The organism is Erythrobacter westpacificensis (assembly GCF_039542285.1).
Taxonomy (GTDB): Bacteria; Pseudomonadota; Alphaproteobacteria; order Sphingomonadales; family Sphingomonadaceae; genus Alteraurantiacibacter; species Alteraurantiacibacter westpacificensis.
Genome location: NZ_BAABHV010000010.1, coordinates 172,702 through 199,689 on the forward strand (window position 1 = coordinate 172,702; position 26,988 = coordinate 199,689).

Sequence of the window (26,988 nt, forward strand, 5' to 3'; positions counted from 1 at the left end):
CCCCTTGTCGACGGCGGAGTTCCTGACCGATCTCGCTCCTGTCATTCGCGCAAGCTTGCGACACGCCGGGGGGCGGAATCAACCCCCTCGGGCGGGTGATAAGAATGGCACATGGCGCAGCTGCTGGGCACTTCGGCCTCGACCGCGCCCTCGCCCATGTGGCAATCGCGGCAGGATTCCAGCTTCGGCATCAGGAAATCCGTTGCCGCATCAGAGGTTTCCGCCGCATGGCAGGTGGCGCAGGCCTCCTGCTCGGTATCCGTGCCCATCGCGTTCGGGCCGTGGGCATCGTGATCGAACCAGCCGTGCTGGAATTGCCGTTCGCGCTGCACGACCGGCTCAACCGCCAGCGATCCGTCCAGCGCCGGGTAATGGCATTCGCCGCACAGCCCCTCGTCGGCGAAGCTGGCGCGGCTGATCGACATGGGCAGGACACGGCTGAAATTGCCGTAGTAGATGCCGCCCGGCGCATAGGGGCCGGGCCGCCGCCTGCCGGTGGAAACGGGACGGCGCGGACTGCGATCCTGCGCCATCAGGTCGGCCTGCGTCTGCTCGATATCGCCATGACTGAGAGAACGAAAGGTGCTGCCCACCCGGTCGTAGACCAGCGAGTGACAGCTCTCGCAGCTTTCCTCCATCTCCACCGGCATGAAGCTGACGCCGTCGGCGCCCGTCTCGTGGCAATCGTTGCATTTCAGCGGCGCGCCGCCTGCATTGATGCGAAGCCGCTGCGCCATGCGCGCCACGCCGTTGGTGGAAGACAGGTGCATGTCGTGCGGGAATTTGAGGCCGTTGAAATCGCCGCTGATATTGTCGAGCGACAGGCGGATTTCCTCGGCCCCGCGTTCCGGCCTCACCAGCGCCTGGAACTGCGGGTGCAGCGTGCCGAAATCGCTGGCATTGCCGAGCGCAGTATCGGTCAGCCGCACGTCCATCGTTGCGTGACAGTCGGAGCAGAACTGCTGGCTCGTCGGCTCCATCCGGCCCGCGCCCTCGTGCTCCGTATGGCAGTCCGTGCAGGCGTTGGGGCCGGGCTTGCCGAAGGCGTGGGCGACGCTCCACAGGAACGCCTCCCCGCCGGTGAATTCGGGCATGGCGATATTCTGACGGTCGACTTCGGCATGGTTGCCGAGGCCGGAATGGCAGGTGAGGCACGTCTCGTCGCGAACGGCGACGAAGGCATCGACGTGGCAGGCCTCGCAGTTGTCCTCCAGCCCGTGGTGAACCGAGGACAGCGCGCCGGTGGACCAGCTTGCATCCATAACCACCGCGCCCGGTTCGTCGATGTCGGGATCGCTCACCACGGTGCGGGTGGCGTGCGTGTAGATCGGCACCGCGAGGAAGGCGACGAGGATCGCCACCAGCGCCGCCCAGGCCATCGCCCTCTTGCTGGGCAGCGCGCCGCCCAGCGCGAAGCCGCCCAGCCGATCCTTCGCCTCGCCCGCGTTTGTCTCCGCCTGCCGGATGGTGACGACGGTGGTGCCACCGTTCTCGCCTTCGCGGGCGATCTCCAGCCGATAGGTGCCGAGGCCCAGTTCGCCGCCGCGCGCCGGGTCGATCACGGCTTCCATCGTGTGCACGCCGTCGTGCGTGAAGCCCAACGTGCCCACGGCCTTGGCGCGCAAGCTGCCGTTCGGCTCCTCGGTAAGGGCGAGGTGCTTCTGCTCGACGGCGAGGTCGGGCAGGGCAATCGCGTTTTCTGCCGCGCGGCCCACGGTGATGGCATCGCCGCTCGCCTCGCGCTCACGCACGATCTCGCGGCCCGTGGCGGTGAGCTGGATGCTGCGGATCAGGATGTCCATCGCGCGCGCCTCCCCCTTACCAGTAGTAGAACACGGAAACGATGTGCGCCGTCAGCGCGGCGATCAGCGCGATGGTGAGGGGCACGTGCACGTAGAGCCAGATATCCAGCAGCGCGCGCAGCTTCATCTGGCGGCGGATCTGGTCGAGCTGGGCCTTGCGGCGGCGCAACAGCTTGCCGACCTTGTCCTCGGCATCGTCCACCGAGGCGCTGACACCGAAAGCGTCCAGCGCGCGGATGGTCCTGCATCCACGGTAATTGCCGGTGAGGCGGGCGACGATGCCGAAATCGAAAGGGTCCTGCTCCAGCGCGGCAATAATCAGGTCGCTCTGCTCGCGGCCCAGCGGCTGCGCGGCGCTCTGCAACTGCCGGTCTATCGCATCCAGCGCATCGAGCATTTCGCGCTTGGTCATCTCGCGCCGGTTCTCGCTCACCCGCGCGGGCAACGTGGCGTAGACGGTGATGCCGTAGATGCCCGATATGATCACGATCATCATCAGCGCCCAGGCTAGCGTGTGGACGTTCCACCCGAGCTGGAAGCCGGTGTGAAACGTGGCAATCACGGTCAGCGCGAGGCCGAGGTAGACGTGCGCGGAAGTCCAGGCCTTCAGGCTCCAGCGCCCTTCGGTCATGTTCCGCTTGCGCACGCCCAGCAGCGACAGCCAGACGATCAGCCCCGCCCCGATCGTGCCAAGCGTATAGCCGTACCAGGTGCCGCCGTTGTGGCGCGGCTCCACGTCCACCAGCAGGTAGCTGGCGAGCGCGACCAGGCTGAGGACGAGCGCGACTTTCAGCCAGCGGAAGCGGCGGTGCTTCAGGAAGCTGACATGGTCCGCATCCCGGCGCTTTTCACCAGCGGAGAAGCCTTCGTTGGTGGTGGCCATGCTATTCCACCTCTTCCGTCAGCTTCGTTACCGTCAGGAACTTGTCGGGCGACACGCGGATGGCCGCGCCGGTTGGGCAGGCGCGCACGCAGGCGGGGCCGCCCTCGATGCCCGCGCACATGTCGCACTTGATCGCCTGCTTGGGCTTCGCCGGATCGGTGTGCGCCTTGCGCCAAGCATAGCTCGCCTCGCCCGGCCCCGGCCCGCTGCCGAAGAACAGCCAGCGCAGCAGACCCGGTTTCTTCGGCGGCTTCGCGTCCATGCGGATGACGCCGTAGGGGCAGTTGCGCTGGCAGTTGCCGCAGCCGATGCAGGTGTCGTCGATGAACACCTCCCCATCCGGCCCGCGCTGGATGGCGTTGGGCGGACAGTCGGCCATGCAGTGCGGATGCTCGCAGTGGCGGCACGATGTCGGCACGTGCAGGTGGGCGTAGGAACGGCCCGCCTCCCGGTCCAGCCGGGAAAGCCCGTCGTGACTGTCGGCGCAGGCCTTTTCGCAGTTGTCGCAGGCGACACACAGCGTCTCGTCGATCAGTAGTACGTCGGTCGCCTCGCCGATGCCGTTGTCGACCAGGAACTGCGCGGTTTCGGAATACATGTCTGCGGCAGAACCGAAGCTGTCCTTGCGCGCCTCCACAAAGGCGTTGACCTCGCGGCGGTTCTTCATGTCCTCCAGCAGGCGGCCGCGCAGCTTGGCGTTCTTGTCGAGCACGGCGGTGAACGCCTCACCGGGGAAGCGGATCACCTCGCTCTTGATCGCGGCTTTCACCGTGGCGGTGCGCTTCGATCCGTCGATCACCGCCATCTCGCCGAAGTATGAGCCTGCGGGCAGGTAGGAGAGGAACACCGGGTGCCCGCCGATTTCCTTCTCCACGATCATGGAGCCGCGACGGATGACGTAGATATCCTTGTCGTCCGCGCCTTCTTCCACGATCTTCTGGCCCGCGCGCACGTCCACCACTTCGCCCTGCTCGACGATTCCCGCCACGTCCTCCCGCGTCAGGCCGGAACCGAACATCTGCAGGAATTGCCGCTCGATGGAGATGCGGTTCACCGCTCGCCCTGCGCTCGGCACCGTGGCGATCAGTTTCAGCGCGGCATTGCGTGACAGTTCCACCGTTACCAGCTGCTCCGCCGCCCGGATCGTGGAGCCACGGCGGCGGCCCGAAATCAGGCCGACTTCGCCGAAGATGGAGCCTTCCTCGATCGGCACCGTGACGGAAGGATCGTCGGGATCGACCTCCACCAAGACGCTGCCCTGCGCGATGCAGAACATCGAAGAACCCGGCTCGTTGCGGGTAAACACCACCTCGCCCGGCGCGTGGCTGTGCACGGTGGAATCGAGCATGAGTTCGCGCAGTTGCAGCGGCGAGAGTTCCTCGAAGATGACGATGTTCCTGCCGAACAGGTCGAGCCAGTATTCCACCGGGTGATTGCCGGGGAGACCGGCGAATTTCTCTTCCAGGATGGGCTGGTCGGCGGGCTTCAGCTCGGTATTGCCCGACAGGAACTCGATCACGTCGTAGCCCTGGTTCATGCAATGCTTGATCAGCGGATAGCCCGCCAGCGCGCCGATCACGTGCACGCCGTTCTTGGTCGTTTCGAACGAAGGCGTCAGCGCTGGGAAGGCATCGCGCTCCTCGCTGGTGAAGTTTACCCCGATGGCTTCCACGAAATCGCGCGGTGGCTTCGAACCGGTGCGCGCGATCACGCGGTCGCAGCGGATAGTCTCTTCCCCGTCGCGGGTATTGAGCACCAGCTCGCCGCCGTTCTCGCCCATGCGCAGCTCGGCAGGCTCCGTCTCGCGACGCACGATGATGCGCCCGTCGGCCTCGGCTTCTTCCAGCAGCTTGACGTTGGCGCCCATGGCCCGCGCGAAACTGTCACGCCGGTTGAGGATGGTGACGATATTGGCCTGCGCGGCATCCGCGGCGAGGCCCAGCGCGTTCTCGATCCCCGCATCGCCCGATCCGATCACGGTGATGTGTTCGTCGTAATACTCGCCCGGATCGTCCAGCTGGTATTGCACCAGCGGCAGGTCGGCGCCCGGAATGCGCAGCAGGTTCGGGTTGCCCTGCGTGCCGATGGCCAGCACCACGTATTCGGCCCGGATCGGCTCCTTGCCCTTGATCTCGATAGTGAAATCGCCGCTTTCGCCGGTGATAGCGGTGACTTCGGCCTCGAACAGGACGTTTACCTTGCCTTCCTCGATCTGGCGGTCCCAGGTCTCCAGGATGGCCTCGCGCTTGCCCGCTTCGAAGTCCAGGTCGCTGCGCAGCACCAGATTGCTGGGCGTCGCCATGACGTGCTTGCCCTTCTGGTACTTGAAGATGGTGTCGGAGAGGTGATCGGTCTTCTCGATCAGGACGTGGCTCATGCCCTTGGCAGCGGCATGCGCGGCGGCGCTGAGACCAGCCGGCCCCGAGCCCACAATCGCCACCTGAACGCGTTCTGGCTGTTCTGCCATGCCTATCCCCCCGGATCCGATGGACTATGCCCAAAACCCCCGCTCTTGAAAACAGGCGATCCCGGTTGCGGTGAAATTTTCTTGCGCTATCGTCCGCGCCGAAGGGGGATTGGCGCAGTATATGAGCGGCTCGAAGAAAGGCACTGTCGCCGCGGTGGCGGCGTTTCTTGTTCTGGCAGGAGTGATCGGCTGGCGCTTCCTCGCCTCGCCCGACGAGCCGCCTGCCGAGGTCGAGGCGGGCATGTCGATCGCTCCCTCACTCGACGATCTGCGCGCACGGGCCGAGGCCAATCCCGACAATGCGCAAGCCTGGCATGAACTGGGCATCGCCCTGTTCGGCGCGAATCGCTTTGCCGAAGCGGCGCAGGCTTACGAAATGGCAGTGCAGGCAGACCCGGATGCTGCCGAACTGTGGTCCTCGCTGGGCGAGGCGCGGGTGATGGCCAGCGAGAGCGATCCGATGCCCTCTCCGGCTGCCGAGGCATTCCGCAGGGCGCTGTCGCTCGACGGCGCAGACCCGCGTGCGCGCTATTTCCTGGCGGTGGAGAAAGACCTTGGGGGCGACCACGAAGGAGCGATTGCGGACTGGCTGGCGCTGCTCGCCGACACCCCGCCGGGCGCCCCGTGGGAGACCGACCTGGTGCGCACGATCCGGCAAGTGGCGGCGATCAACGAAATCGAGGTCGACGAACGGATCGCCAGCGCCGCTTCGACGCGCGATCTCCTGCCCGCTGGCGCGCTGGCCGCGCCCACGCGCGGCCCTACGCAGGAACAGATGGCTGCGGCCGCCAGCCTCTCTCCCGGCCAGCAGCAGGCCATGGCGCAGGGCATGGTGCAGCAACTGGCCGATCGGATCGAGGCGCAGGGCGGCAGCGTGCAGGAATGGGCGATGCTGATGCGCAGCTATCAGCAGATGGGGCGCCTTGGCGAAGCGCGGCGCGCGCGCGATGCCGCCTTGGCAGCCCATCCCGATACGGCAAGTCAAATTGGCGAAATCGCCAACCAACTGGGAATTGAATGATTTTTCGATGAAGTCACGGCTCGTGCGTGGACTCGGCCCCGCAATAACGGCATAGTTGCGGGCAGAGTTGGTCGTGACCCATTCGGGGGAAGGGAACAGACCTGATGAATATCCACTTGCCCGCGCGCAGAGGGCCGGACACCCGTTCGGCTGGCCGATACGCGGCATTACTTCTCGCAGCCGGTTCACTTGCTGCGCTGGCGGCTCCTGCATTGTCGCAGGATGTGCGCCCACCCACGCGCGAGGAACTCACCGGCCCGCAGCAACGTCCGGAGCAAAGGCAGGACACCACGCTCACCATCGATGGCCAGATGGAGCGTCGCGCCTGTGCGCTTGACCAGCCCGACTACGCAGACCTCACCCTTACGCTGAACAGCGTGACCTTCGTCGGGACCGAGCGCGCCGCGAACGTCGCCCTTTCGCGGGCAAGCGAGGGCTACCTCGGCCGCGAACTGCCGGTGCGCGCACTGTGCGACATCCGCGATCGTGCCGCCGCGCTGCTGGCGGATGCGGGCTATCTCGCCGCCGTCGAAATTCCGGCGCAGAGCCTTGGCGATGGCAATGCGGAAATGCGCGTGGTGCTGGGCCGCCTCGTGGCGGTGCGCGCGCGCGGCGATACGCAGGGCGCGGAAGCCGTGCTTTCGTCCTACCTGCAACAACTGGTCGGCCAGCCGGTCTTCAACGTCAATGAGGCTGAACGCTACCTGCTGCTGGCGAACGACGTGCCCGGCATGGAGGTGCGCCTGTCCCTGCGCGCGGCAGAAGGCGGCGAGCCGGGAGACCTGGTGGGCGAAGTTGCAGTGCTGCGTGACAGCTTCGCCATCGATGCCAACGTGCAGAACTGGGGCAGCAAGGCGCTGGGCCGCTTTGCCGGACTGGTGCGCGCCGAAGCCTACGGTCTGACCGGCCTGGGGGATCGCACGGCGATCTCCTTCTTTTCCACGCTGGACCTGGTGGAACAGCAGACGCTGCAGATCGCGCACGACATGCGGCTGGGCGGCGAAGGGCTGACGCTGGGCGGCTCCGTGACGCTGGGCTGGACGGAGCCCGATGCCCTGCCCGGTTTCGAGATCGAATCCGACACCGTGCTGGTGAACGTGGAGGCGAGCTATCCATTCCTGCGCACGCAGCAGGCATCGGTGTGGGGTGCGGCCGGGTTCGACTATATCGACCAGGACGTGGACTTTGCCGGAACCGGGCTGGCGCGCGACCGCGTTCGCACGGCCTACCTGCGCAGCAATTTCCTGTTGATGGACGAGGACTCCATCCAGCGCCGCGGCGGCTACACCCCCTACGAACCGCGCGCACGCGTGGCGGGCCTCGTCGAACTGCGGCAGGGCCTCGACGTGCTGGGCGCCGCCCAGGATTGCCGGCCCAACCTCGTCGCCTGTACCTTGAACGGCGCCGTACCGCCCGCGCGGATCGAGCAGGACCCGACGCCCACCTTCATTCGCGGCGAACTGTCCGCCGAATATCGTCCGGTCCCGCTGCTGACGCTCAGCTTCGATCTCGATGCGCAGTACAGCGCGAGTCCCCTGCCCGCGTTCGAGGAATTCGCAGGCGGGCAATATTCCATCGGGCGCGGTTACGATGCAGGCGCGGTGATCGGGGATTCGGGCGTCGGTGCCCGGTTCGAACTGGGCTACGGCTCGCTGGCACCGAAATCGCTGGAAGACCTGGCCATCCAGCCGTTCGTCTTTCTCGATTATGCCCGGGCCTGGAACGAAGACCCGAGCCTTGCCGCCGACAATAGCGAGGAACTGCTGTCCGCAGGGGCCGGCGTGCATTTCGTGCGCGGCGCGAACCTGCAGGGCAATTTCGTGGTCGCCGTGCCGCTGCGCACACTGGATTTCCAGACCGAGCGCAACGACGTGCGCCTGCTTTTTTCCATCACTGCCCGCCTGCACCCCTGGAGGTCGTCATGACCAAGTCCGCCATCCACGCCCGTTCCGCCCTGATGCGGGGCTGCGCCCCTGCCGCGCTGACGCTGGCCCTGCTGGCGGCGCCGCAGGCCGCCGGGGCACAGGCCTACAACGCCACGTTCGAAGTGGCGCAGGGCAACGTCACGGTCGACCGCAGCCAGCCGACGTTCGACCGCATTGAGGTCGATGGCTTCGACGCGGTGATCGACTGGTTCCCGAACGAGATCAACGGCGCGCCGGAAACCTTCCTGCCCGAGGGCAACACGGCGATCTACACCGGCGCTCCCAATGCCGGCGGCTTTGCCATTCTCAACCGCATCCAGCCGACGCCAATTACCGGGCCTGCGGAGTTTGCGGGCACGGTGCAGGCTTTCCTGACCGACGCGCAGGGTACGCCTGTTGCGCCCGGCGGCTTCGTGGCCTTCTACTCGCCCACCGGGATCCTGGTGGGCAGCACGGCGGTGTTCGAAGTGCCGCAACTGATGCTCACCACCAACGCGGTGGACATCGCCAGCTTCACCGATTTCGCCACGGGCGCGGGGCCGCTGCTTCTTTCGGGCGACATTTCGTCCATCGGCATCGCGCCCGGTGCCAGCCTTACCGGCACGCCGGAGGGCAGCTTCTTCATCGTTTCCTCCAGTAACATCAACATGGCGGGCGATGCCTATTTCAACGGCTCCGCCGCCTACGTCGGTTCGCTGGAAGCACAGTTGGCGCACAATTCCGGGCTGTTCGACATCATCATTCCGTTCGCCAGCGGGAGCGAGGGCCCGGCGATAACCCACACCGGCAGCACCGGCGGCCCCGAAAGCAGCGGCGCGGGCGACAACCATGTGATCTACGGCGTCACCAGCGCCCTGCCCTCGTCCACCACCGGCGTCTCCATGCTGTTCAGCGGCAACCTGGGCTTCGACGTGGCGACCGGTGCCACCGTGGCGGGCGGCGAGATCATCCTGTCGGCCAACTACGACGTGAACGGACGCGAGATCGACGGCGGCGTGACCGGAGAAGGCGCGGATTCCTTCTTCAACGGACGCAGCGATCCGGGCTTCGGGCCGACGCAGATCGTCCTCGATGGCGTTACCGCCACCAGCGATGTTACCGCGATCAGCCAGACCGAGACCAGCGTGACGACGAACCTTGGCAGCTCCAGCTTCGCGGGCGACCTCGTGATCGTCGGGCGCAGCCAGGCCAGCGTCCAGGCCGGCACCGGGACGACGATCAGCGTCGGTGAGGATCTCTATGTCTCGGCCGACAATTTCGGCTTCGCGGACGGTTCTCAGCCCCTTCCCGTGAACGGCGGCTCCGCCAGTGTCACCGCTTTCACGGATGGACTGGTGACGGTGGGTGGCCGTACAACCGTTACCGCCGATGCTTATGCCGCGGTGGACTCCGACGGAGTGTTCGTCGGCGATGCCAGTGGAGGGTTCGCGTCGATTTCGGCCTTCGGCGGCACTGTCCAGCTGGGCGGCGCTACCGTCGTTTCGGCAAGCGCGCAGGCCGAGGTGCAGACAGCGGGATACGACATTGCCGGAACCTTTTTCGGCGGCTTTGCCGATGTCTCGATGTTTTCCGGCGGAACCATCGCGCTCGATGGCGGGCTGAATATCTTCGCCACGGCATTCTCGCCGAACCTGACCGGGGCGAATGCCGGACTGTCCGGCGACAGCTTTGGCGGCAACATCTCGATCGGCGGCAGCGACGGCGGCGGGTTCTTTTCCATAACCAACGGCTTCCTCGTGGCCGACGCCAGCGCGGGCGCGGGTGACGGGGTCGCAGCAACGGGCGCCGGTCCAACGGCGCAGGGCGGTTCGATTTTTGTCTCCGCCGACGACACCAGCACCTTCTCGGTCGAGGGCGATACATTCCTGTTCGCCAACGGCTTCGGCGGAAACGTCACCGGCGGCGGGGACGGCGGCGAAGGCATCGGCGGCTCGATCGACATCTTCTTCCAGCCCGCAGCCCTGTTCGATGGCGCTCTCATTCTCGACAGCTACGCGCAGGGCGGCAGCGGGGAGAACGGAGGTAGCGGTACCGGCGGCACGAACACGATCAACGTCTCCGGCCCGGACGCAGTCCTCACCATCAACGGCGTGAGCCAGTCTTTCGCGATCGGCGAAGGCGGGGCCGCGACCGGCGCGGGCAATGGCGGCCTCGGCACCGGGGGCAGCGCTCAGCTTTTCCTCTCGCAAGGCGCCCAACTGGCGATGAGCGGGGCGGAGATGCAATTGAACGTCGATGCCTTCGGCGGCAATGCGGGCAGCGGCAACGGCGGCGACGCATTGAGCGGCAGCGCGCTCGTCTCCGTTGACGAGGCGACGGCAGATTTCGCGGGCACGCTGTTCCTTTCCGGCATCGGCCAGGGCGGCGATTCCATCGGCGGGGCAGGCGGTGCGGGCACGTCAAGCGGTGCCTCGCTGGTGCTCCAGATCGCCAACGGCAGCGGCGTCTTCGTCGGCAACGTCTTCAGCCAGAGTGCCATCGGCATCGGCGGGAACGGTGTCTCCGGCGGCATTGGCACCGGCGGCACGGCCGGGTTCGTCATCGATGCAAACAGCACGCTGGACCTTGCCAGCACCAGCATCAACGCGGAGGGCATCGGCGGCGATGGCTCCACCGGCAACGGCGGCAACGGCATCGGCGGCTTCATTGCTGCCGATATCGACGGCGGCACGGTCACAGCCTCGCTCGACCAGAACTTCCGTGCGGCGGGTGAAGGCGGCGACACGGGCACAGGCATCGGCGGCAATGGCACAGGCGGCATCGCGCAGGTCAACAATGTCGGCGGCATCTTCGACGCGCCCGGCGCGGGGCTTAACATCGATGCAGGCGGCCTGGGCGGCTCGGCAACTGCCGCCGGCGGTTCGGGTGGCAACGGCACGGGCGGCGAGGCCGCGATGGTGACGGCAAGCGGGGGAAGCAGCACGTTCCTGCGCCTCAATTTCGAGGCGGCGGGCAGCGGCGGTGACTCCCTGGATACACTGGGCGGCGATGGTCTCGGCGGACAGGCGACGGTCGCTGCCCTGCTCGATTCCGCCTCCCTCACCGTGGTGGGCGATATCGATCTCGATGCAAGCGGCAACGGCGGCGATGTTGTCGACAGCGGCGGAACCGGCGGCACAGGAACCGGGGGCGTAGCCGTGGCGCTCGCCAGCGACACCGCCGACGTGCAGGCGGGCGGTGTGCTTGGCATCAGCGCCGATGGCGAAGGGGGCGTCGGCCTTGTCGGTGGTGACGGCATCGGCGGACAAGCGGCCGCAGGGGCACTGGCCAGCGCCAGCCTGCAGGCTGGCGGCGCGTCGCTCAGCAGCGACGGGATCGGCGCAGAAGGTGGAACCGGCGGTTTCGGCTCCGGTGGGGACAGCCTGCTGGTAGCGACCACGGCCACGCTGGGCTTTACCGGCCCCGTCGCCGTGTCGGCCCAGGGTTTCGGAGGCGAGGATCCCGGCGGTTCGGGCGCGGCCACCCCTGCTGGCGGCGATGCGGCAGGCGGCACGGCAACGCTCCAGCTCGATGCAGGGGCGGCCTTTACCGGCAGTTCTGCCGTCGCCCTGGATGCTTCGGCCCGCGGCGGCAACAGCACGGGTGGGGCAGGCGGCGCGGCGACGGGCGGCGATGCCGTGTTCAACGTGGCGAACGGCGCGGTCGCGGATATCGCGGGCGTGCTGGGATTGCAGGTCGCCGCAACGGGGGGCACGTCCGGCATCGGCGCTGGCGGCCCCGCCACCGCAGGATCGGCGTCCCTCGCGGTCGACGGCTTGCAGACCGATGTCCAGCTGGGCGGCATTTCCATCGGCGGTATCGCTACCGGCAGCAATGCGCTGGGCGGAGATGCGGGCATCGCCGTTTCGGACACCGCCAACCTTGCCGTTACAGGTTCAACATCGATCGACATGGGTGCCGTGGGCCGCGATGCCACGGGCGGAACTGCCCTGATAGAAATCGCCAACGCTGCGGCCAGCTTCGGCGGCGACGTGGTGCTCCTTGTCGGGGCCTCGGCTCTCGAAAACGAGGGAACCGCCAATGCGGGCAGCGCCTCCATCGACGTGCTCGCCGGTTCCTCGCTCGATGCGGGGGGCGACATAGGACTGTATGCCGAAGCATACGCTGGCGATCCGGGCGGAAGCAGCACCGGCGGCGAGGCCGTGGGCGGCACGACTGCGATCAACGTCAGCGGGGCCGGATCCAGTCTGTCCGCCGCAGGCACGACAACGCTCGGCACGCTTGCGCAGGGTAACACCGGCACCGATGCGACGGGCGGCACGGCATCTCTCGTGGTTGCTGACGGCGGCAATTTTGCCAGCACGACCGGGTTGACCATGATCGCCGACGCACAGGCCGACCCCGCGGGCGCTGCCACCGCAGGGTCCGTAACGATGCAGACGCTGGCGGGTGCTGCGCCCTCGAACATCAGCGCAGGGCAAACCGTTCTGGGTGCGAATGCGACGGGTGGGGCCACCGGCGCTGCGGGTCTCGTCGAGATCATTGCCGTAGACGGGTCGATCGCTTTCACATCGCTCGACGCCCGGACATCGGGTAGCGAGCCCTCGTCCTCCGCCAGCCGCTTCCTGGCTGACAATGGCGCGATCACCGTTACCAGCGACCTTTTCGCAGCGGTGGCGGGCGACCTTGATGTGGCCTACGCCAATGGCGGCACCATCCTTGGTGGCGGCGCTCCCACTGACCTGACCGCCACGTTCGACCTCACCTCCACCGGCACGATGACGATCAGCGGCGACGGCGCAGACGGGCTGTCCTTCGCCGCCAGTTCCATGAGGCTCGCGGCGCGGGATCTGCAGATCGACCCGCTGGTCAGCCTCGGCGGGTCGAGCGTGGAGATCGTGTCTCTCGACACCGCCGCGCGCAACGTGATCGGCGGAACGACGCAAGAGGCGGGCTTTACACTGACAGACGCCGAAATCGCCGCTGTCACGGCGGAAACGCTGACGATCACGCTGCCCGACACGGCAGATGCCGACGTCGATGCCGAACTGCGCGATCTCAACCTCGTGGGCAGCGAGGGCGGCGGCGCGCGTGAGGTCACTATTGCTACAGGCGGCATCATGCAGATCGTCGGCGCGATCCGCTACGGTTCGGCCGCCTCCGGCGACACGCTGACGTTCCTCGCCGGACCCAGCCTGCAAATGCTCCTGCCCGATGCATCCGTCGGTTCGTTCAACGCTGCCGGCGAATTGTCGGGCGGCCTGTCTTTCATCGCCGACAACCTGCTTTTCACGACCAGCGACAACCTGGGCGTGATCCTGAGCGATCCGGACGATCCCGCCATTCCCGGCCTGCTTGGGGATTTCACGCAAACGGGTACAACGGAGCCGTTCAACTACGTCAGTGCAGGCACCGTCTCGCTGGCTGCCCTTGAATACCTGTATGGCCAGAACACCGGCAATGCCGATCACTTCGGCGGGATCGAGGTTTCGCTGGGCGGCGCGGGATTGTTCGTCAGCCAGATCGACCCGGCGTCCGGCGTCCCGCCGCTTCGCGCGATTTTCTATGGCCTCGCTTCCGACAGCGTGAACGACACGTTCGAATTCGACGAGGAGTTCTTCTTCAACACGGTGGCCTCTGGCACTCTGAGCGGACCGTTCGACGATAGCGCGACACTGAACGACTGCGTGATCAACACGGCAGTATGCCCCAGCATCACCCCGAGGCCGGAGGACGCGCCGCAGGGGCCGATCCAGAACGAGGTGCTGGTGAGGAACCCTGTTTCCGGCGAGCAGACCGAGGATCCGTCCCGCAGTTTCACCAACCGATTTGGCGTGGAATTCCCCGCCCTGTTCGATGCGCCCCTCATCAGCGAGGACGAGCGGATCGACGATCCCGTCACCAGCGGCGGCGACAGCGCTCTTTATGCTCTCGACGCGCAGGATGACGAGAACGACGAGGAAGAAGAGTAATGCACCAGGCCGTCAAATCCACTCGCCGGATCGCCTTCGCCGTGCTGGGCGCCCTGTCGCTCGGCTCGCTCGGCTCGCTGGGGACGCTCGCGCTGCCCTTGCCCGCCAGCGCGCAGCAGGTGCCGGTATCGTTGCTCGATTCCGTACCCATCGGCAGCGGGGGGCTGTGCGAGGCGCAGATCCAGTCCCCGCAAGCGGGCGATGGCCTGTTCGATCGTCGTTACACGGTGATCTGCCGCGATGCCTCTGCCCCAGTCGGCAGTCTTGCCGTGCTGGCCAATGCGAGTGAAGCGGACCTGCTGGCCGAGGCGCGGCGGGGCGGCGCCACCTGCACCGCCAGCGCCGACGCTGCACCACCGCAAGGCTTGCCGGGCGCATCCACCTACATCTGTACCGCCCCCGAAGGCGGGCTGCGTACCCAAACCATCATGGGAAGCGCAGATGGCATGACCTATGTCGCGCGCGGCGTGGCTTCATACGGCGATGCCCTTCGCCTCGGCCTTGCCAGCCTCGCAACGGATAGCGTGGTGGCGGGGACGGTATCGATCCCGCTCACCCAGGCCGGCGATGCCAGCGCTTTCGCCCGCGCTCAGGCACAGGCCATCTCCGCGGAAAACGCGCTGGTAGAAGCCTATCGCCGTTCCAACGCCGGGGCTTTCGCCGACGCAGCCGAGTTCTTCTCGGAATCGGCCCAGAACCTCGACGGCCAGCAGGCGCTGGAAGCGCAGTTGAACGCCGCCCTGCAGCAATCCAACCTCGGCAATTACCTCGAAGCGGCGCTGATGTTCGTTGCCGCGCGCGACCGGGTGGGCGAGAATCCCATTCTCACCAGGCTCGCCCGCAATTACGAAGCGCTCGACGCGCTAAACCGCGATGCACCGGCCGAAGCGATCGCCACGCTGGATAGGCCGCTGCCCGGTAACGCCGGCGGCCTGGACGCCCTGCGCGCGATGCAGGTCAGCGCGCCATTGGCAGACCGGCTAGCAGCGGAACAGGGCAACGCCATCACCGGGGCAACGGGCGCGCTGACCACGCTCGAACGGGCAGAACTATTGGATGCGCAAGGACAGCATATCCGGGCGACGGCCCTGCGATCCCAGGGCCGGATGGACGAGGCGCGCCGCAATCTGGTGAGCGCGCTGGACAAGCTCGTTTCCGTTCGCGACGGCCGCATCGTCTCGATCCTCTGGCTGCGCGCGCAGGTGCTGGCCGAAATGGCAGAGATCGACGAGGCGCGGGGAAATATCGCGCGCGCCGAGGTGCTCCACCGGCAGGCCGTGGAACTGCTCGAGGACAATTACCCCGGCTCCCCCGCCCTTGTCAGCGCGCGCTCGCAACTGGCCGGGTTCTACGCGCGCAATGGCCGCGAGGAAGAAGCGCTCGGGCTGTTCGGAATGCTGGTGGAGGACGGTGACAGCAAGCCCGCCGCGTCCCTGCGCCGCCTGCTGGCACCCTATTTCGATCTGCTGGCACGCCGGTCCGGCGAAGTCGATTCCGCCGCGCGCATGTTTGCCGCCAGCCAGTTGCTGTTGCGCCCCGGCCTGGCCCAGACGCAGGCCGTGCTCGCCCGCGAACTCTCGGGCGGCAGTGACGAGGCCGCACAGCTGTTCCGCCGCTCGCTCAACATCGGCCGGGCGATAGAGCAACTGCGCGCCGAAATCGCGCAGCTCGACATGGATGCCGAGGGGCAGGATGCCGCAGAAGGTAACGAACTCGCGTCGAAGCGGACGCAACTGGCCGAGCTGCAGCAGACCCAGCTGGAATTGCAGCAGGCGCTTGCCTCCTACCCGCGTTACCGCGTGGTGAGCGACGACCAGATGAGCCTCTCCGACCTGCAGGCCACGCTCGGGGAGGGCGAGGTCTACTACAAACTCGTGATGCTGGACGATGCGGCATACGCCATCTTCATCGAGCCCGGCAGAGCGCAGGGTTATCGCATCGATGCCGATGTCGACGAGATCGAGGCCATGGTGGATAACCTGCGCGATTCCATCGCCGTGGAACTGGCGGGGCAGACGATTACCTATCCTTTCGAGATCGGTACCGCGAGGGCGCTTTACCAGGCGCTGTTCGCGCCGGTCGACGGCCAGCTGCGGCAGGCTCGGCATCTCGTCTTCGAACCCGACGGAGCGCTGTTGCGCCTGCCGGCAAACCTGCTGGTGACGGACGACGAAAGCGTCGCGCGATACGAAGCGCGCACCGCCGATTCCGAGGCCGATCCCTTCGATTATCGCGGCACTGCATGGCTCGGCCGGACGGTGGAGATCTCCACCTCGGTATCACCGACGGGTTTTCGCGACGTTCGCCGCGCCCGCGCGTCCGATGCCCAGGCCGAATACCTGGGCCTGGGCCAGAACCTTCCGCTGGGACAGACTGGTTTCCCTTCTGGCACGCGGGCGGCCACGGCGGCAGCCAGCGACCGTTGCCAGTGGGGGCCGACGGCCTGGAACAATCCCATCGCCGCCAGCGAGCTGCGGACGGCAAACCGAATCGTCAGCGCGGACGGCGGGCAGGCTGCCGTTCTGACCGATGCGGAGTTCACCGATACCGGGCTGCTCGGCATGGATCGGCTCGACGAATACCGCATCGTGCATTTCGCCACCCACGGCCTTGTCACCGCGCCTCAGCCCGAATGTCCTCCGCGCCCGGCGCTGATGACTTCGTTCGGCGACGGGGAAAGCGACGGGCTGCTGAGCTTCGCGGAGATTTTCGACCTGCAGATGGATGCAGACCTGGTGATCCTTTCCGCCTGCAACACCGCCAGCGCGGGCGGCCTTGTCGCCAGCCGGGAGGCGGGGATCAGCGGCACGGGCAATTTCGCGCTCGACGGGCTGGTGCGCGCCTTCGTTGGTGCGGGCAGCCGCACGGTGGTGGCGAGCCATTGGCCGGTGCCGGACGATTTCGATGCGACCGGCAAGCTGATCAGCGGCCTGTTCGAGGCCGATGAAGGCGTCGCCACCACCCGCGCCCTGCGCGATGCCCAGCTCACCCTGATGGACGATGCGGCCACTTCGCATCCGTTCTACTGGGCCGCCTTTGCCGTGGTGGGCGACGGGACGGTGCCGGTCCGCCGCCAGTGAGGGAAGGCGCGGATCAACCGCGCTTGACGACCTTCTGATCGATAACGCCGAACGGCGAGGCGCCGTCCCTGGCCTTCGCCTCCATTCGGATCGCATCGCCAAAGCGCATGAAGGACGTTTCGGGCTTGCCCCGCGCGATGATCTCGATCGCGCGGCGTTCGGAAATGCAGCTCGAGCCGACCTCGGCGTAATCCCCGTTTGCAACAGTGCCCGAACCGATGATCGTGCCCGCCACCAGGTCGCGCGTGGTTGCCGCATGGGCGACAAGCTCGTGGAAACCTACAGACATCTCGCGCCCGTTGGCCCTGCCGAACCGCTCCCCGTTCCAATCGATGTGGAGATCGAGACAGACCCGCCCGTCCTGCCACCCTTCGCCCAGATCATCCGGCGTCACGGCAAATGGCGCGACGGAGCAGGCGGGCTTGGCCAGGATGAAGCCGAAGCCGGTCTTCATTTCGGGCACGGCATAGGCGCGCAGCGACCAGTCGTTGATCTGCACCACCAGTCGGATGTGCTTCATCGCCTCTTGCGGACTGACGCCCATCGGCACGGCATCGACGATGACGCCGAACTCGCCCTCGAAATCGATACCGCCATCCTCACTGGCGAATACCGCGTCCTCGCGCGGCCCGAGGAAACGGTCGGACATGCCCTGGTACATCAAGGGACGTTCGGGGTTCAGCGGATCGGTGTCGAAAGCAACCTGCATCAGGTCCGCATGGGTCTGGAAAGCGGACCCGTCGAGCCACTGCCAGCTACGCGGCAGGGGAGCCATCAGCGACGCGGGATCGAGGGTATGGCCCTCGCCCTGCTCGAGGCGCTGTGCCAGCCCCTCGAGATCCCGCGTCGCCGCCCCCCAGTCGTCCATCGCGGCGAGAAGGCTCGGCAGTTGCGGTCCCGCCGGAAGACAGCGCGAACCATCGGCGGAAACAACCACCAGTTCGCCGTCTGGCTTGCCGTTGACGCGTGTAGCGAGCCGCATCAGGCCAGACCTTCGTCGAACGTTCCGTCGATCAGAATGAAGGCGATGCGGCAGTTCCTGTCGGTCCGGTTTGCCCAGCCATGATTGGTGCCGCGCTGGATGATGATGTCGCCCGCGCGGCAGACGGTTTCGCCCTCGTCCACGATCAGCACCAGTTCGCCTTCCAGCACGATGCCGTAGTCGACAGTCTCGGTGCGATGCATGTGCGCGTGCTTCGTTCCAGCACCGGTGTGCGAGGAAGCGTCGCCCGCGCCCACTTCGGCGAAGTGCGCGCGCGCCTCTTCGGGCATCACGTCATTCAGCTTGTCCCCATCGGGCGGGATGTCGAGCACGCGGATGCGCGTGCCGTTCTTCGGCGGGGCCAGCTTGATGCCGTCTTCCGGCGGCTCCCCGCTGGCAGCATCGATGCGGACGGGCGTTTCGGTCGTATTCCAGACCTCGTGAAACATCGGGCCGCTCTCTCCGCCGATCTTCTGGTAGCGGGGCACCGGGCCATCTTCCTGGATGATCGCCTGGCCGCTGGCGTTATGCCCGGTGACGATGCGCCGGGTCGGTCCTGTCAGCTTTGTCATTGCACCCTCCTCATTTTGTCTTTCCGGGCACCGGCGGCTGGAAGAACAGTCCGCGCGCCCTGAGTTCGTCTTGCGCCCGCTCTTCCTGGTCCAGCGCGGCGATCGCGCTCGGGCGTTCGCAGGCCCTCGCATGGTGTCGCTGCAACGCGGGATAATCGGCTTCGTCGAAGCCCATTCCTGTTATGCGGAACCATATCCAGGCAAGGTAGGCATCGAGGATCGACCAATCCTGCCCCAGCATCCACGGCTGCTCGCTCATCCTGCTTTCCAGCGGCGCGAGTTGCAGCGCCAGCCCCTCGGCCGCCTTTGCGCGGATGCGCGGCGCATCTTCGGCGTCGGTGGAGATCATCGAAGCCATGACGAAGCGCGTCACCAGCGGATGCAGGTCGCTGGAGCAACGAAACAACTCGGCCAGAATACGCGTGCGCCCTGCTGCATCGGCCGGCCGGGGCAGCAGGGCTGCATCGGGATTGGTATCCGCAAGGTAGCTGAGGATCGCGCCATTCTGCACTATCACGCCGTCGTCCGTTTCCAGCGCGGGAACCTTGCCCGACGGATTGACCGAGAGGAATTCCGGTTGCCGGTGCTCGCCCGCCATGAAAGCAATCAGCCGCGTCTCGAACGGCTTGCCGATCTCCTCCAGCGCCGTGAGTGTCACGCGCGCGCAGGTCTGCGGGGCGAACCACAGCCGCATCACGCGGTATGGCCACCCAGCGTCTCGGCAAACCAGTCCGCGATCAGGTCTCGGCCATAGCTCATGTTGTCGGCACCCACGTGCTCCACCCCGCCCTCGCGCTCGGTGAAGATGACCTTCTCGCGGCGGGGCGAGTTGACGAGCTGGTCGTAGAGATCGTCGGCATAGCCCACGCTGATCTGCCGATCATGCGCGCCGTGGGTGACGAGGAACGGAACCTTGATCCGGTCCATGTGGCCGTTGAGGTTCATGCCCTCTGACTTTTCCAGGAAATCGTCCTGGTCCTTCGCGCCGAAAGCCCAGTGCACGTGCGCCCAGTAGTGCGGCACGGGGTTCTCCCCTTCGCGCTCCATCCGCTTGTCCTGTACCTCGCGCCAGTTGTGGTTCGCGCCCCACACGGCACCACTGGCAAAGCGCGGTTCGTAGGCGACGGCGCGCGGGGCGAAATGTCCGCCCAGCGAGATGCCGGTCATGCCGATGCGGGCGTTGTCGACGTCCGGCTGCGCTTCCAGCCAGTCGACCGCCTTGCTGGCCCAGCTTTCCGAATGCGGATCGACCGGCAGGTTCTGCAGACGCAGCGCCTCTCCGGTGCCGGGCTGGTCGACGCACAGGGTGGAGACACCGCGGCGCGCCAGCGCTTCGGGCAGGCGCGACCAGTAGAGCATCTCCTTACAGCTATCGAGGCCGTTGCAGTAGATCACGCAAGGGCGTTCCCCTTCGCCCGGCGCGCGGGTGTAGAGCGCCGACATCGTGCCGTTCTCGAGCGGGATTTCCATGCGCTCGCGGTTGATCTTGCCGAGCCTCGTGGACTTGTCGAACGTTTCGCGGGCCAGTGCGTAGGTTTCCTCGCGCCCCTTGGTGCCGTGGCCCTGCATCCGTTCGGCCACCAGCAGGTATAGCGATGCGCGTTCCATCTTTTCCGAAGCGGAGAAGGCGCGGCCCCTGGCCTCGTCCTCGGCCGCCAGTTCCAGCAGCTTGTGCCCCATCGCTGCCCAGGCCCGCATGAATTCGGGTGTGCCGGCATCGTCCCCCTTGTCCGCCGCATCGAGGATCGGCTGGCACATGTCGACGATTTCGCCGATGCGCCCGCCGCTTTCCATGGCGATGGCGACGCTGAGGTTCCAGATGTAGTTCTTGAAAGGAGAGTAGAGTGCCACGCGTTCAGACCTCCGCCGGCTTGAACAGGCAGGGATCGGGTTCGGCCTTGGGCATGGTCTGCGGCCCGCCCACACCGATGCCCCACTGGTCCATGATACGCGGACCGGGCTCGTAGACGGTCGGCTCGAACGTCTCGAAATCCACTTCCTCCAGCTCGGCGGTATATTCCACCGCGAAGCCGCTGGGCGTGCAGAAATAGCTGAACGTGTTGTCGCCCGCCGTGTGGCGACCCGGTCCCCACTTGATGTCGATATCGCGCTGCTTCAGGCGCGAGACGCCGCGCAGCATGTCGTCCGCGCCCAGCATGTCGAAGGCAACGTGGTTCAGGCAGGGCGGCCCCGGCAGCAGGGCGAGGCGATGGTGCGCGCTGTTGCAGCGCAGGAAGCACATGAAGTCGCCCAGCCAGTCGCTGACCTTGAAGCCCAGCACGTCGGTGAAGAATTTCACCGCCGCGTGGTGATCCGGCGAATGCAGCACGATGTGGCTGATCTTCACCGGCAGGCCTTCCCACCGCTGCATCGCCCGCTTGTCGAGTTTCTCGACACCTGCGGAGATTTCGAACGGCAGGCCGTCGGGGGAGAAGAAGCGGAAGCCATAGCCGCCGCCCGGCGCGTCGATATCGCGCGGCTCGTGGATGATCTTGCACCCCGCTTCGGCCACCTTGGCGTGCAGGTCGTCGATGTCCTCGCGGCTATCCGCCGCCAGCGCGATCACCTCGATGCAGTTGGTGCCGGTATCGTGCAGGCGCACGACGTGGTGCTCGTCATGCCCGTGGGTCTTGAACCACGCCATGCCGTCTGCATCGGCGACTTCGACGAGGCCCCAGTCCTCGGCATAGAACTTACGCTCGGCGTCGAAGTCCTCGACCCCGTATCCCACGTAGCGGATTTCGGTTACTCGGCTCATTGCTTGTCCCTCGAAAAACTGGGGTTCAGATCGGCTGCGCGGTGACTTCGAACATCTCCGCGGTAGCCTTGTGGTTGTCGATCGCCGGGCCCTTGCCGATCTGCCCGTGACAGATCGCCAGCGAACTCTCGACGATATACTTGCAGCGTTCGAAGCGGCGCTCGCGGTAGGCTTCGAAAGCCTCCTGCGGCGTGTCCGCCTTCGCCAGCTCCTCGGCCAGCACGATGCTGTCCTCGATCGCCATGCCCGCGCCCTGCCCCAGGTGCGGCGTCGTCGCGTGGACGGCATCGCCCAGCAGCACCACGCGGCCTTCGTGCCAGGGGCCGTAGAGCATCATGGCTTCCAGCGGACGGTAGACCACGCCTTCGTCGTCGGTGATCGCTTCTGCCATCTCGCGGATTGCGGGCGGCGCCTTCGCCAGCTTTTCGCGCATGGCCTTCGCCAGTCCCTGCTTGTCGTACCAGGGATTACCGGGCTCGGGCGTGGTGACGTACATGTACATGAGCTTTTCGCTCATCGGCACCAGGCCGACGCCGGTCGGTCCATTGTAGACGTGCAGGGAATCAAGATGGTCCGGCCTCGGCAGGTTGTAACGCGACACCGCCTGCCCCGTGTACTCCGGTTTCTCGGCATCCGGCATGACCTTCGACCGGGTGTCCGAATAGACACCGTCCGCCCCGATCACGATATCGTAGCGCCCCTCGCTGCCGTCGGAGAAGCGGACCGTAACGCCCTCGCCGTCGTCCTCGATCGTCTCTGCAGTCACGCCGAGGCGCACATCGGCCCCTGCCGCGATGGTGCGATCGCCCAGCACCTTGTGAAGCGCAGGGCGACCGATGCCGACATTGGCGGGATAACCGTCCACCAGCCGCGGGCTGGGCACCTTGGCGACCTGTGTTCCGTCGGGCGCGTGCACGGCCACGAAATCGAAACCGACCGCTGCGTCCATGTAATCGTCGAGCAGGCCGAGTTCCTTCATCGCCCGCAGGACATTGCCCTGCTGGATGATGCCCACGCCATAAACCGCCCACTCGGGGTCCTTCTCGATTACGCTTACGCAATGGCCATCACGGCGCAGCGCAATGGCCGAGGTCATGCCCCCGATGCCGCCCCCGATCACAAGTATGTTCAGGTCCTTCATACCTCTCCCCCGAGCCCTAGAACGCGTACCCGACCCGGACACCGAAGGTGCGCGGCGGCTCGAACGTCGACGAAGCCACGTTCGCCGCGCCCAGCTGGTAGAGCGAGCGCATCGACTCGTTGGTGAGATTGCGGACAAAAACGCTGGCCGTGAAGCCCTTGTCGTAGGGCACCAGCGAGATACTCGCATCGATCGTCACATCGTCCCCTGCGTTGCCCGTGGGAAGATAGTTGAAACCGACCTCCCTCTCGCTGCGGTAGCGCCCGTCGAGCGTGGCGATGACTTCGTAATCGCGCATCTCGAACGTCTGCTGCACGCCAAGGTTGATCGTCCAGTCCGGTGCGTTGAGAGCGGGCTTGCCCGAACAGTCGATGGTAAAGCTGCGCTGCGCGCCGAGGTTCTGGGTGTAGTCGCAGCCCGTGATCGGCGTCAGGAAGTTGGGCGGATCGGTGTCGTCCGACAGATCGACCTGGTCGTAGACGAAGGAATCGTACGTCGCGTCCAGATACTGCACGCCGCCGCGCAGCAGGGTCGTCTCCGTCAGGAGGGCCTGGAAATCGATCTCCGCACCCTTGATGGACGATTGCCCCACGTTGCGGGTGTAGAACGAATTGTTGCCGCGATCGTCCACGCCCAGGGCCGCAAGCTGCTGCCCGCTGTAGTCCCAGTAGAACGCTTCAAAGTTCAGCTGCAGGCGATTGTCGAAGAAGCTGTTCTTCGAACCGATGGTGTAAGCATCGATATATTCCGGGTCGTACTCCTCCTGCCCGAAGGTGAGGTTGAACCCGCCCGCGCGGAAGCCCGTCTCGAAGCTGGCGTAGACGAGGTTGTCGGGCGTCACGTCGTATTCCAGCGCAGCGCGCCAGGTGATCTCGTCGTCGCCCGAGCTGCGCACGATCTGGGTGGGCGTGTTGATGAGCAGCGCCTGCGGTCCCATCGCGCCGAACGGGCCGTAAGGGAATGCTCCGTAGGGCACGGGGCTATCGAGCGGAGAACCGGCAGGGAACAGCGACGGATCGAGCTGCGCCAGCGACTCCTGCAAGGTCAAGCCGACCGGGATAGTGGGCACCTGCGGACAGCTGGGCGGTCCGAACTCCGGCTCTATCAGGCATACGCCGGTCGTGCTGATCGACAGCGCGTCGATGGAACGGCTCTCGTCGGTGTAGCGAATGCCGCCGACCACGCGGAAGTCCTCAGTGACGCTGAAGCTGGCGCGCGCGAAAACGGCGACGGATTCGGTATCGGTGGCGAAATCCTGGAAGGAGACGGTCGAGAACTGGTTGTAGGAGTTCAGCCCCTCGACGCTTTCATCGAAATAGTATGCGCCCAGCAACCATTCGAGCGGACCGGTATCGCCGGACAGGCGTCCCTCGATGCTGAACTGCTCTGCGGTATCTTGGTTTATGCCGGCCTTGAACGGTGCACCGTTGAACTGGTTGTCCAGCTCTGAGCGACGGTAGGCCGGAATGACCACCAGATCGGCTGCGCCCAGATCGAGATTGAACTCGGCGTTGATGCCCCAGTATTCATCGTCCCTGTAGGGATAATCGTATCCCGTTACCGGCGAATAGAGCGGCGCTGCGGTGGCGTTGTCCTCGATGAATTCCAGCGACTGCGGCGCGAACAGGCCGGTGAAGGGCTCGCGCACCGACGCAGGTGCGGCGATGAACTGCCAGTTTGGAACCGTGGCATCGGGCGTGAACGGCGCGAAGGTATAGACACCGTCGATATCGATGCCCGGCCCGGTGCCCTTCTGCGTGGAATAGTCGGCCGATAGGCGGATATCGGCGGCAGGCGAAATCTCGAAGAAAAGCTGTCCGCGCAGGGCCAGGTCTTCCTTCGCGCCGGTGCCGTCGTCGTAATAGCCGTCCCGCTCCGAATATGTGCCCGCCAGCCTCGCGGCCACGCGGTCCCCCATGGGCAGGTTGACGACGCCGGTCGTTTCGATCGCATCGTAATTGCCGTATTGCGCGCTGACGCTGCCCTCCAGCACACCCAGGCGCGGCGTGTTGGGAATGACGTTCACCGCGCCGCCCGTTGCGTTGCGGCCGTAGAGAGTGCCCTGCGGCCCCTTGAGCACCTCGACTCGGTTCACGTCGAGGAACGATGCCACGGTCGATGACGGGCGACCGATGTAGACCCCGTCCAGGTTGAAGGCGACGGCGGGGTTCGTGTAGCCATTATTGGCGAAGTTGCCGACGCCGCGAATGAAATAGCCAACGTTGGCGCCGCCCGATTCCGGCACGTAGAGCGCGGGCGCGACCTTGTTCAGCTGCGTCACGTCGACCACCCCGGTCCGCTCCAGCTCCTCGCCGCTGACGGCATTGATCGGAATCGCCGCGTCCTGCAGACTTTCCTCGCGGCGCTGCGCGGTAACGGTAATGACGTTGAGCCCGCCGGCGCGCTCGGCCTCGGTGCTCTCGTCCTGGTTGTCCTGGGCCAGCGCAGGCTGGCTGGTGAAGGCAATCGCTATCGCCGATGTGGCGACAAGAAACTTTCGCATGGTTCTCTCCCGGTGGGTCTGCTTCGCGGCAGCTCGTTGCGAACGTTTCTCACCGCGACAGTCCTTTAGTCCAATTTTTTGTTTTCATCGAAAACCATCACTGATATCGATGGTTCATGCGTCTCGACAATTTCGATCTGAACCTGCTCGTCGCTTTCGATGTCCTCATGCAGGAGCAGAGCGTGACGCGGGCTGCCAACCGGCTGAACGTCACGCAATCGGCGATGAGCGCTTCGCTCAAGCGCCTGCGCGAGAGCTTTCAGGACGATATCCTGTCGCAGCATGGCAAGAAGCTGATCCCCACGCCCTTCGCACTGGCCCTGCAGCCGGAGATCGCGGAAAAGATTTTCGAACTGCGCGCGTTGATCGCCCGCCAGGGCCGTTTCGATCCGGGTCAGTCGGAACGCCATTTCCGCATCGCCGCGTCGGACTACGTGACCACGGTGCTGCTGGCCCCGCTCGTCACCGCGCTCTTGTCGGAAGCGCCAGGGATTGCCTTCAGCTTCGAGCTTCCGGGACCAGCCCAGCAGATCGCCCTCGCCAACGGGGAACTGGACCTGCTGCTGACGCCCGAGGCTTTCGTCCACCCGGACCATCCGTGCGAAATGGTTTTCGAGGAGAACCACGTCACCGTCGGCTGGAGCGGCAACCCGGTCGTCGATGCCCCTCTGTCACGGCAGGCTTTCGAGGATGCCGGTCACGTTGCCGTCAGCGTCGGACGCCAGTTCACTTTTGCGGAACAGTGGTTCAAGAGCCAGGGCATCGAGAGACGCATAGTGGTGCGCGCGCCCTCTTTCATCCAGGCACCTTACCTCGTGCCGGAGACGAACCTGCTTTGCGTCATGCACGAACGGTTGGCCCGGCTGATGGCAAGGCACCTTCCCCTGCGCGTCATGGAGATGCCCTTTGCCATACCGCCGATGCGCGAGATGATGCAGTTTCACGCCACGCGTAAGGACGATCCCGGCCTGTCATGGCTGCGCGAACGCATCGCGGACGCTGCCACCGCGCGATAGCGGGCGCAGGTGCACGCCGTTGCCGACATCGTCAGCCCCTCTCGCGCAACCTCTCGGCCGGGCGGCCGCCCGTCACGCGCATGAGGTTTTCCTGCGTGACGGTGGCTACCAGGATGCCGTCCTCAGTGAAAAAGTGTCCGCGGCTGAGGCCTCTGCCCTTGCCTGCCCACGGGCTTTCGCCTGCCAGGAGGTGCCATTGGCCGAAATCCGGCGTCGTGTGGAACCAAATGGCATGATCCAGGCTGGCGATCTGGATACCCTCCTCGCCCGGTCGCACGCCGTGCGGCAAAAGGGCATTGCGCAGGAACAGGATGTCCGACGCATAGGCCAGCTGCGCGCGGGCCATCGCCGGACTGACCGCGCCCCCCTCGCGCGCCCGCATCCACACGGCAGAGCCAGGTGGATGCGGCGCATCGCCGAACAGCGAAGGCGCATCGGCGGGCACCACTTCGATGGGCCTCAGGCCAAGGTCGCCGATCACCGGCAGCCGGCGCAGGTTGCCTTGCGCGTCCTGCCATTGCTCCAGCGCCCGGCGCGCGCTGTCGAAATCGCCGATGTCGGGCGGGGCGGCAGCATGGGAAAGCCCGTCCTCATCTCCTTGCGCCGAAACCGTCATCGTCAGCACGTGCCTGTCAACCTGCATGGCCTCCACGCGGCGGCGGGCAAAGCTGCGCCCCGTGCCCAGCGTCGTCACATCGTAACGCATGGGTTCGCGCGCGTCGCCGGGCTGGAGGAAATGGGCGTGCAGCGAGTGCGGCAGGCGATCTGCATCCGGCTCCGCCTCGCAGGCCGCCATCAGCGCCTGCGCCAGCGCGTGCCCGCCGAACATGCGTTTGCCCACGCCCGGCCCGGGCTTGCCCGTCCAGCTTCCCTCGCCTGCTGCATCGAGGGTCAGCATGTCGGCAAAGGTGGTCAAGGCGATCTCC

At 66.1% G+C, this 26,988-nt stretch carries 16 protein-coding genes; 5 read left to right on the forward strand and 11 right to left on the reverse strand.

The window, feature by feature from the left end; genetic code table 11:
* Nucleotides 1–41: 41 nt before the first annotated feature.
* From ABFX23_RS08825 to ABFX23_RS08835, 3 genes are read right to left on the reverse strand one after another with little or no spacing between them, the layout of a single operon-like run.
* Nucleotides 42–1,802, reverse strand: coding sequence for a cytochrome c3 family protein (locus ABFX23_RS08825; protein ID WP_346032727.1), 1,761 nt, complete (start codon nucleotides 1,800–1,802; stop codon nucleotides 42–44).
* Nucleotides 1,803–1,818: 16 nt separating this feature from the next.
* Nucleotides 1,819–2,685, reverse strand: a complete 867-nt coding sequence (locus tag ABFX23_RS08830) for a hypothetical protein (protein WP_346032728.1) — start codon at nucleotides 2,683–2,685, stop codon at nucleotides 1,819–1,821.
* A gap of 1 nt (nucleotide 2,686) precedes the next feature.
* Complete coding sequence (locus ABFX23_RS08835) at nucleotides 2,687–5,152, reverse strand: NAD(P)-binding domain-containing protein (protein ID WP_346032729.1); 2,466 nt, start codon at nucleotides 5,150–5,152, stop codon at nucleotides 2,687–2,689.
* A gap of 121 nt (nucleotides 5,153–5,273) precedes the next feature.
* Between ABFX23_RS08835 and ABFX23_RS08840 the strand changes: the two genes are divergently transcribed.
* From ABFX23_RS08840 to ABFX23_RS08855, 4 genes are all read left to right on the forward strand, one after another.
* Nucleotides 5,274–6,173 (forward strand): TPR domain-containing protein, encoded by a 900-nt coding sequence (locus ABFX23_RS08840; RefSeq protein WP_346032730.1) that lies wholly within the window; start codon nucleotides 5,274–5,276, stop codon nucleotides 6,171–6,173.
* Nucleotides 6,174–6,277: 104 nt separating this feature from the next.
* The gene (locus tag ABFX23_RS08845; protein ID WP_346032731.1) at nucleotides 6,278–8,098 is read left to right on the forward strand and encodes a ShlB/FhaC/HecB family hemolysin secretion/activation protein; all 1,821 of its coding nucleotides are present in this window, start codon (nucleotides 6,278–6,280) and stop codon (nucleotides 8,096–8,098) included.
* The gene (locus ABFX23_RS08850) at nucleotides 8,095–14,010 is read left to right on the forward strand and encodes a beta strand repeat-containing protein (protein WP_346032732.1); all 5,916 of its coding nucleotides are present in this window, start codon (nucleotides 8,095–8,097) and stop codon (nucleotides 14,008–14,010) included. Before ABFX23_RS08845 ends, ABFX23_RS08850 begins: the two co-directional genes overlap by 4 nt.
* Nucleotides 14,010–17,090 carry a CHAT domain-containing protein gene (locus tag ABFX23_RS08855; protein WP_346032733.1) on the forward strand — a complete coding sequence of 1,027 codons (3,081 nt, stop codon included), beginning with the start codon at nucleotides 14,010–14,012 and terminating at the stop codon, nucleotides 17,088–17,090. The genes ABFX23_RS08850 and ABFX23_RS08855 overlap by 1 nt, the downstream gene beginning before the upstream one ends.
* A gap of 13 nt (nucleotides 17,091–17,103) precedes the next feature.
* On the opposite strand, the gene ABFX23_RS08860 is transcribed toward ABFX23_RS08855, so the two are convergent.
* Genes ABFX23_RS08860 through ABFX23_RS08890 form a run of 7 tightly spaced genes read right to left on the reverse strand, consistent with a single transcriptional unit; the run spans nucleotide 17,104 to nucleotide 25,046 of the window.
* On the reverse strand, nucleotides 17,104–18,072 hold the full coding sequence (locus tag ABFX23_RS08860; RefSeq protein ID WP_346032734.1) for a fumarylacetoacetate hydrolase family protein: 969 nt from the start codon (nucleotides 18,070–18,072) through the stop codon (nucleotides 17,104–17,106).
* The gene (locus tag ABFX23_RS08865; protein ID WP_346032735.1) at nucleotides 18,072–18,644 is read right to left on the reverse strand and encodes a cupin domain-containing protein; all 573 of its coding nucleotides are present in this window, start codon (nucleotides 18,642–18,644) and stop codon (nucleotides 18,072–18,074) included. The genes ABFX23_RS08860 and ABFX23_RS08865 overlap by 1 nt, the downstream gene beginning before the upstream one ends.
* A 10-nt stretch (nucleotides 18,645–18,654) precedes the next feature.
* On the reverse strand, nucleotides 18,655–19,338 hold the full coding sequence (locus tag ABFX23_RS08870) for a glutathione S-transferase family protein (protein ID WP_346032736.1): 684 nt from the start codon (nucleotides 19,336–19,338) through the stop codon (nucleotides 18,655–18,657).
* Nucleotides 19,338–20,495 carry an alpha/beta hydrolase family protein gene (locus ABFX23_RS08875; RefSeq protein ID WP_346032737.1) on the reverse strand — a complete coding sequence of 386 codons (1,158 nt, stop codon included), beginning with the start codon at nucleotides 20,493–20,495 and terminating at the stop codon, nucleotides 19,338–19,340. Before ABFX23_RS08875 ends, ABFX23_RS08870 begins: the two co-directional genes overlap by 1 nt.
* Before the next feature lie 4 nt (nucleotides 20,496–20,499).
* Entirely contained in the window at nucleotides 20,500–21,402 is a 903-nt protein-coding gene (locus ABFX23_RS08880) for a VOC family protein (RefSeq protein ID WP_346032738.1), read from the reverse strand.
* Between the two features lie 25 nt (nucleotides 21,403–21,427).
* A complete protein-coding gene (locus tag ABFX23_RS08885; RefSeq protein ID WP_346032739.1) occupies nucleotides 21,428–22,543 on the reverse strand; it encodes an FAD-dependent oxidoreductase in 1,116 nt (371 codons plus the stop codon).
* Nucleotides 22,544–22,559: 16 nt separating this feature from the next.
* Nucleotides 22,560–25,046 carry a TonB-dependent receptor gene (locus tag ABFX23_RS08890; RefSeq protein ID WP_346032740.1) on the reverse strand — a complete coding sequence of 829 codons (2,487 nt, stop codon included), beginning with the start codon at nucleotides 25,044–25,046 and terminating at the stop codon, nucleotides 22,560–22,562.
* Between the two features lie 116 nt (nucleotides 25,047–25,162).
* Here ABFX23_RS08890 and ABFX23_RS08895 point away from each other — a divergent pair, with 116 nt between their 5' ends.
* Complete coding sequence (locus tag ABFX23_RS08895) at nucleotides 25,163–26,062, forward strand: LysR family transcriptional regulator (protein ID WP_346032741.1); 900 nt, start codon at nucleotides 25,163–25,165, stop codon at nucleotides 26,060–26,062.
* 31 nt (nucleotides 26,063–26,093) lie between these two features.
* Here the strand turns inward: ABFX23_RS08895 and ABFX23_RS08900 are convergent, their stop codons facing one another.
* Complete coding sequence (locus tag ABFX23_RS08900) at nucleotides 26,094–26,978, reverse strand: acyl-CoA thioesterase (protein WP_346032742.1); 885 nt, start codon at nucleotides 26,976–26,978, stop codon at nucleotides 26,094–26,096.
* Between the last annotated feature and the right edge of the window lie 10 nt (nucleotides 26,979–26,988).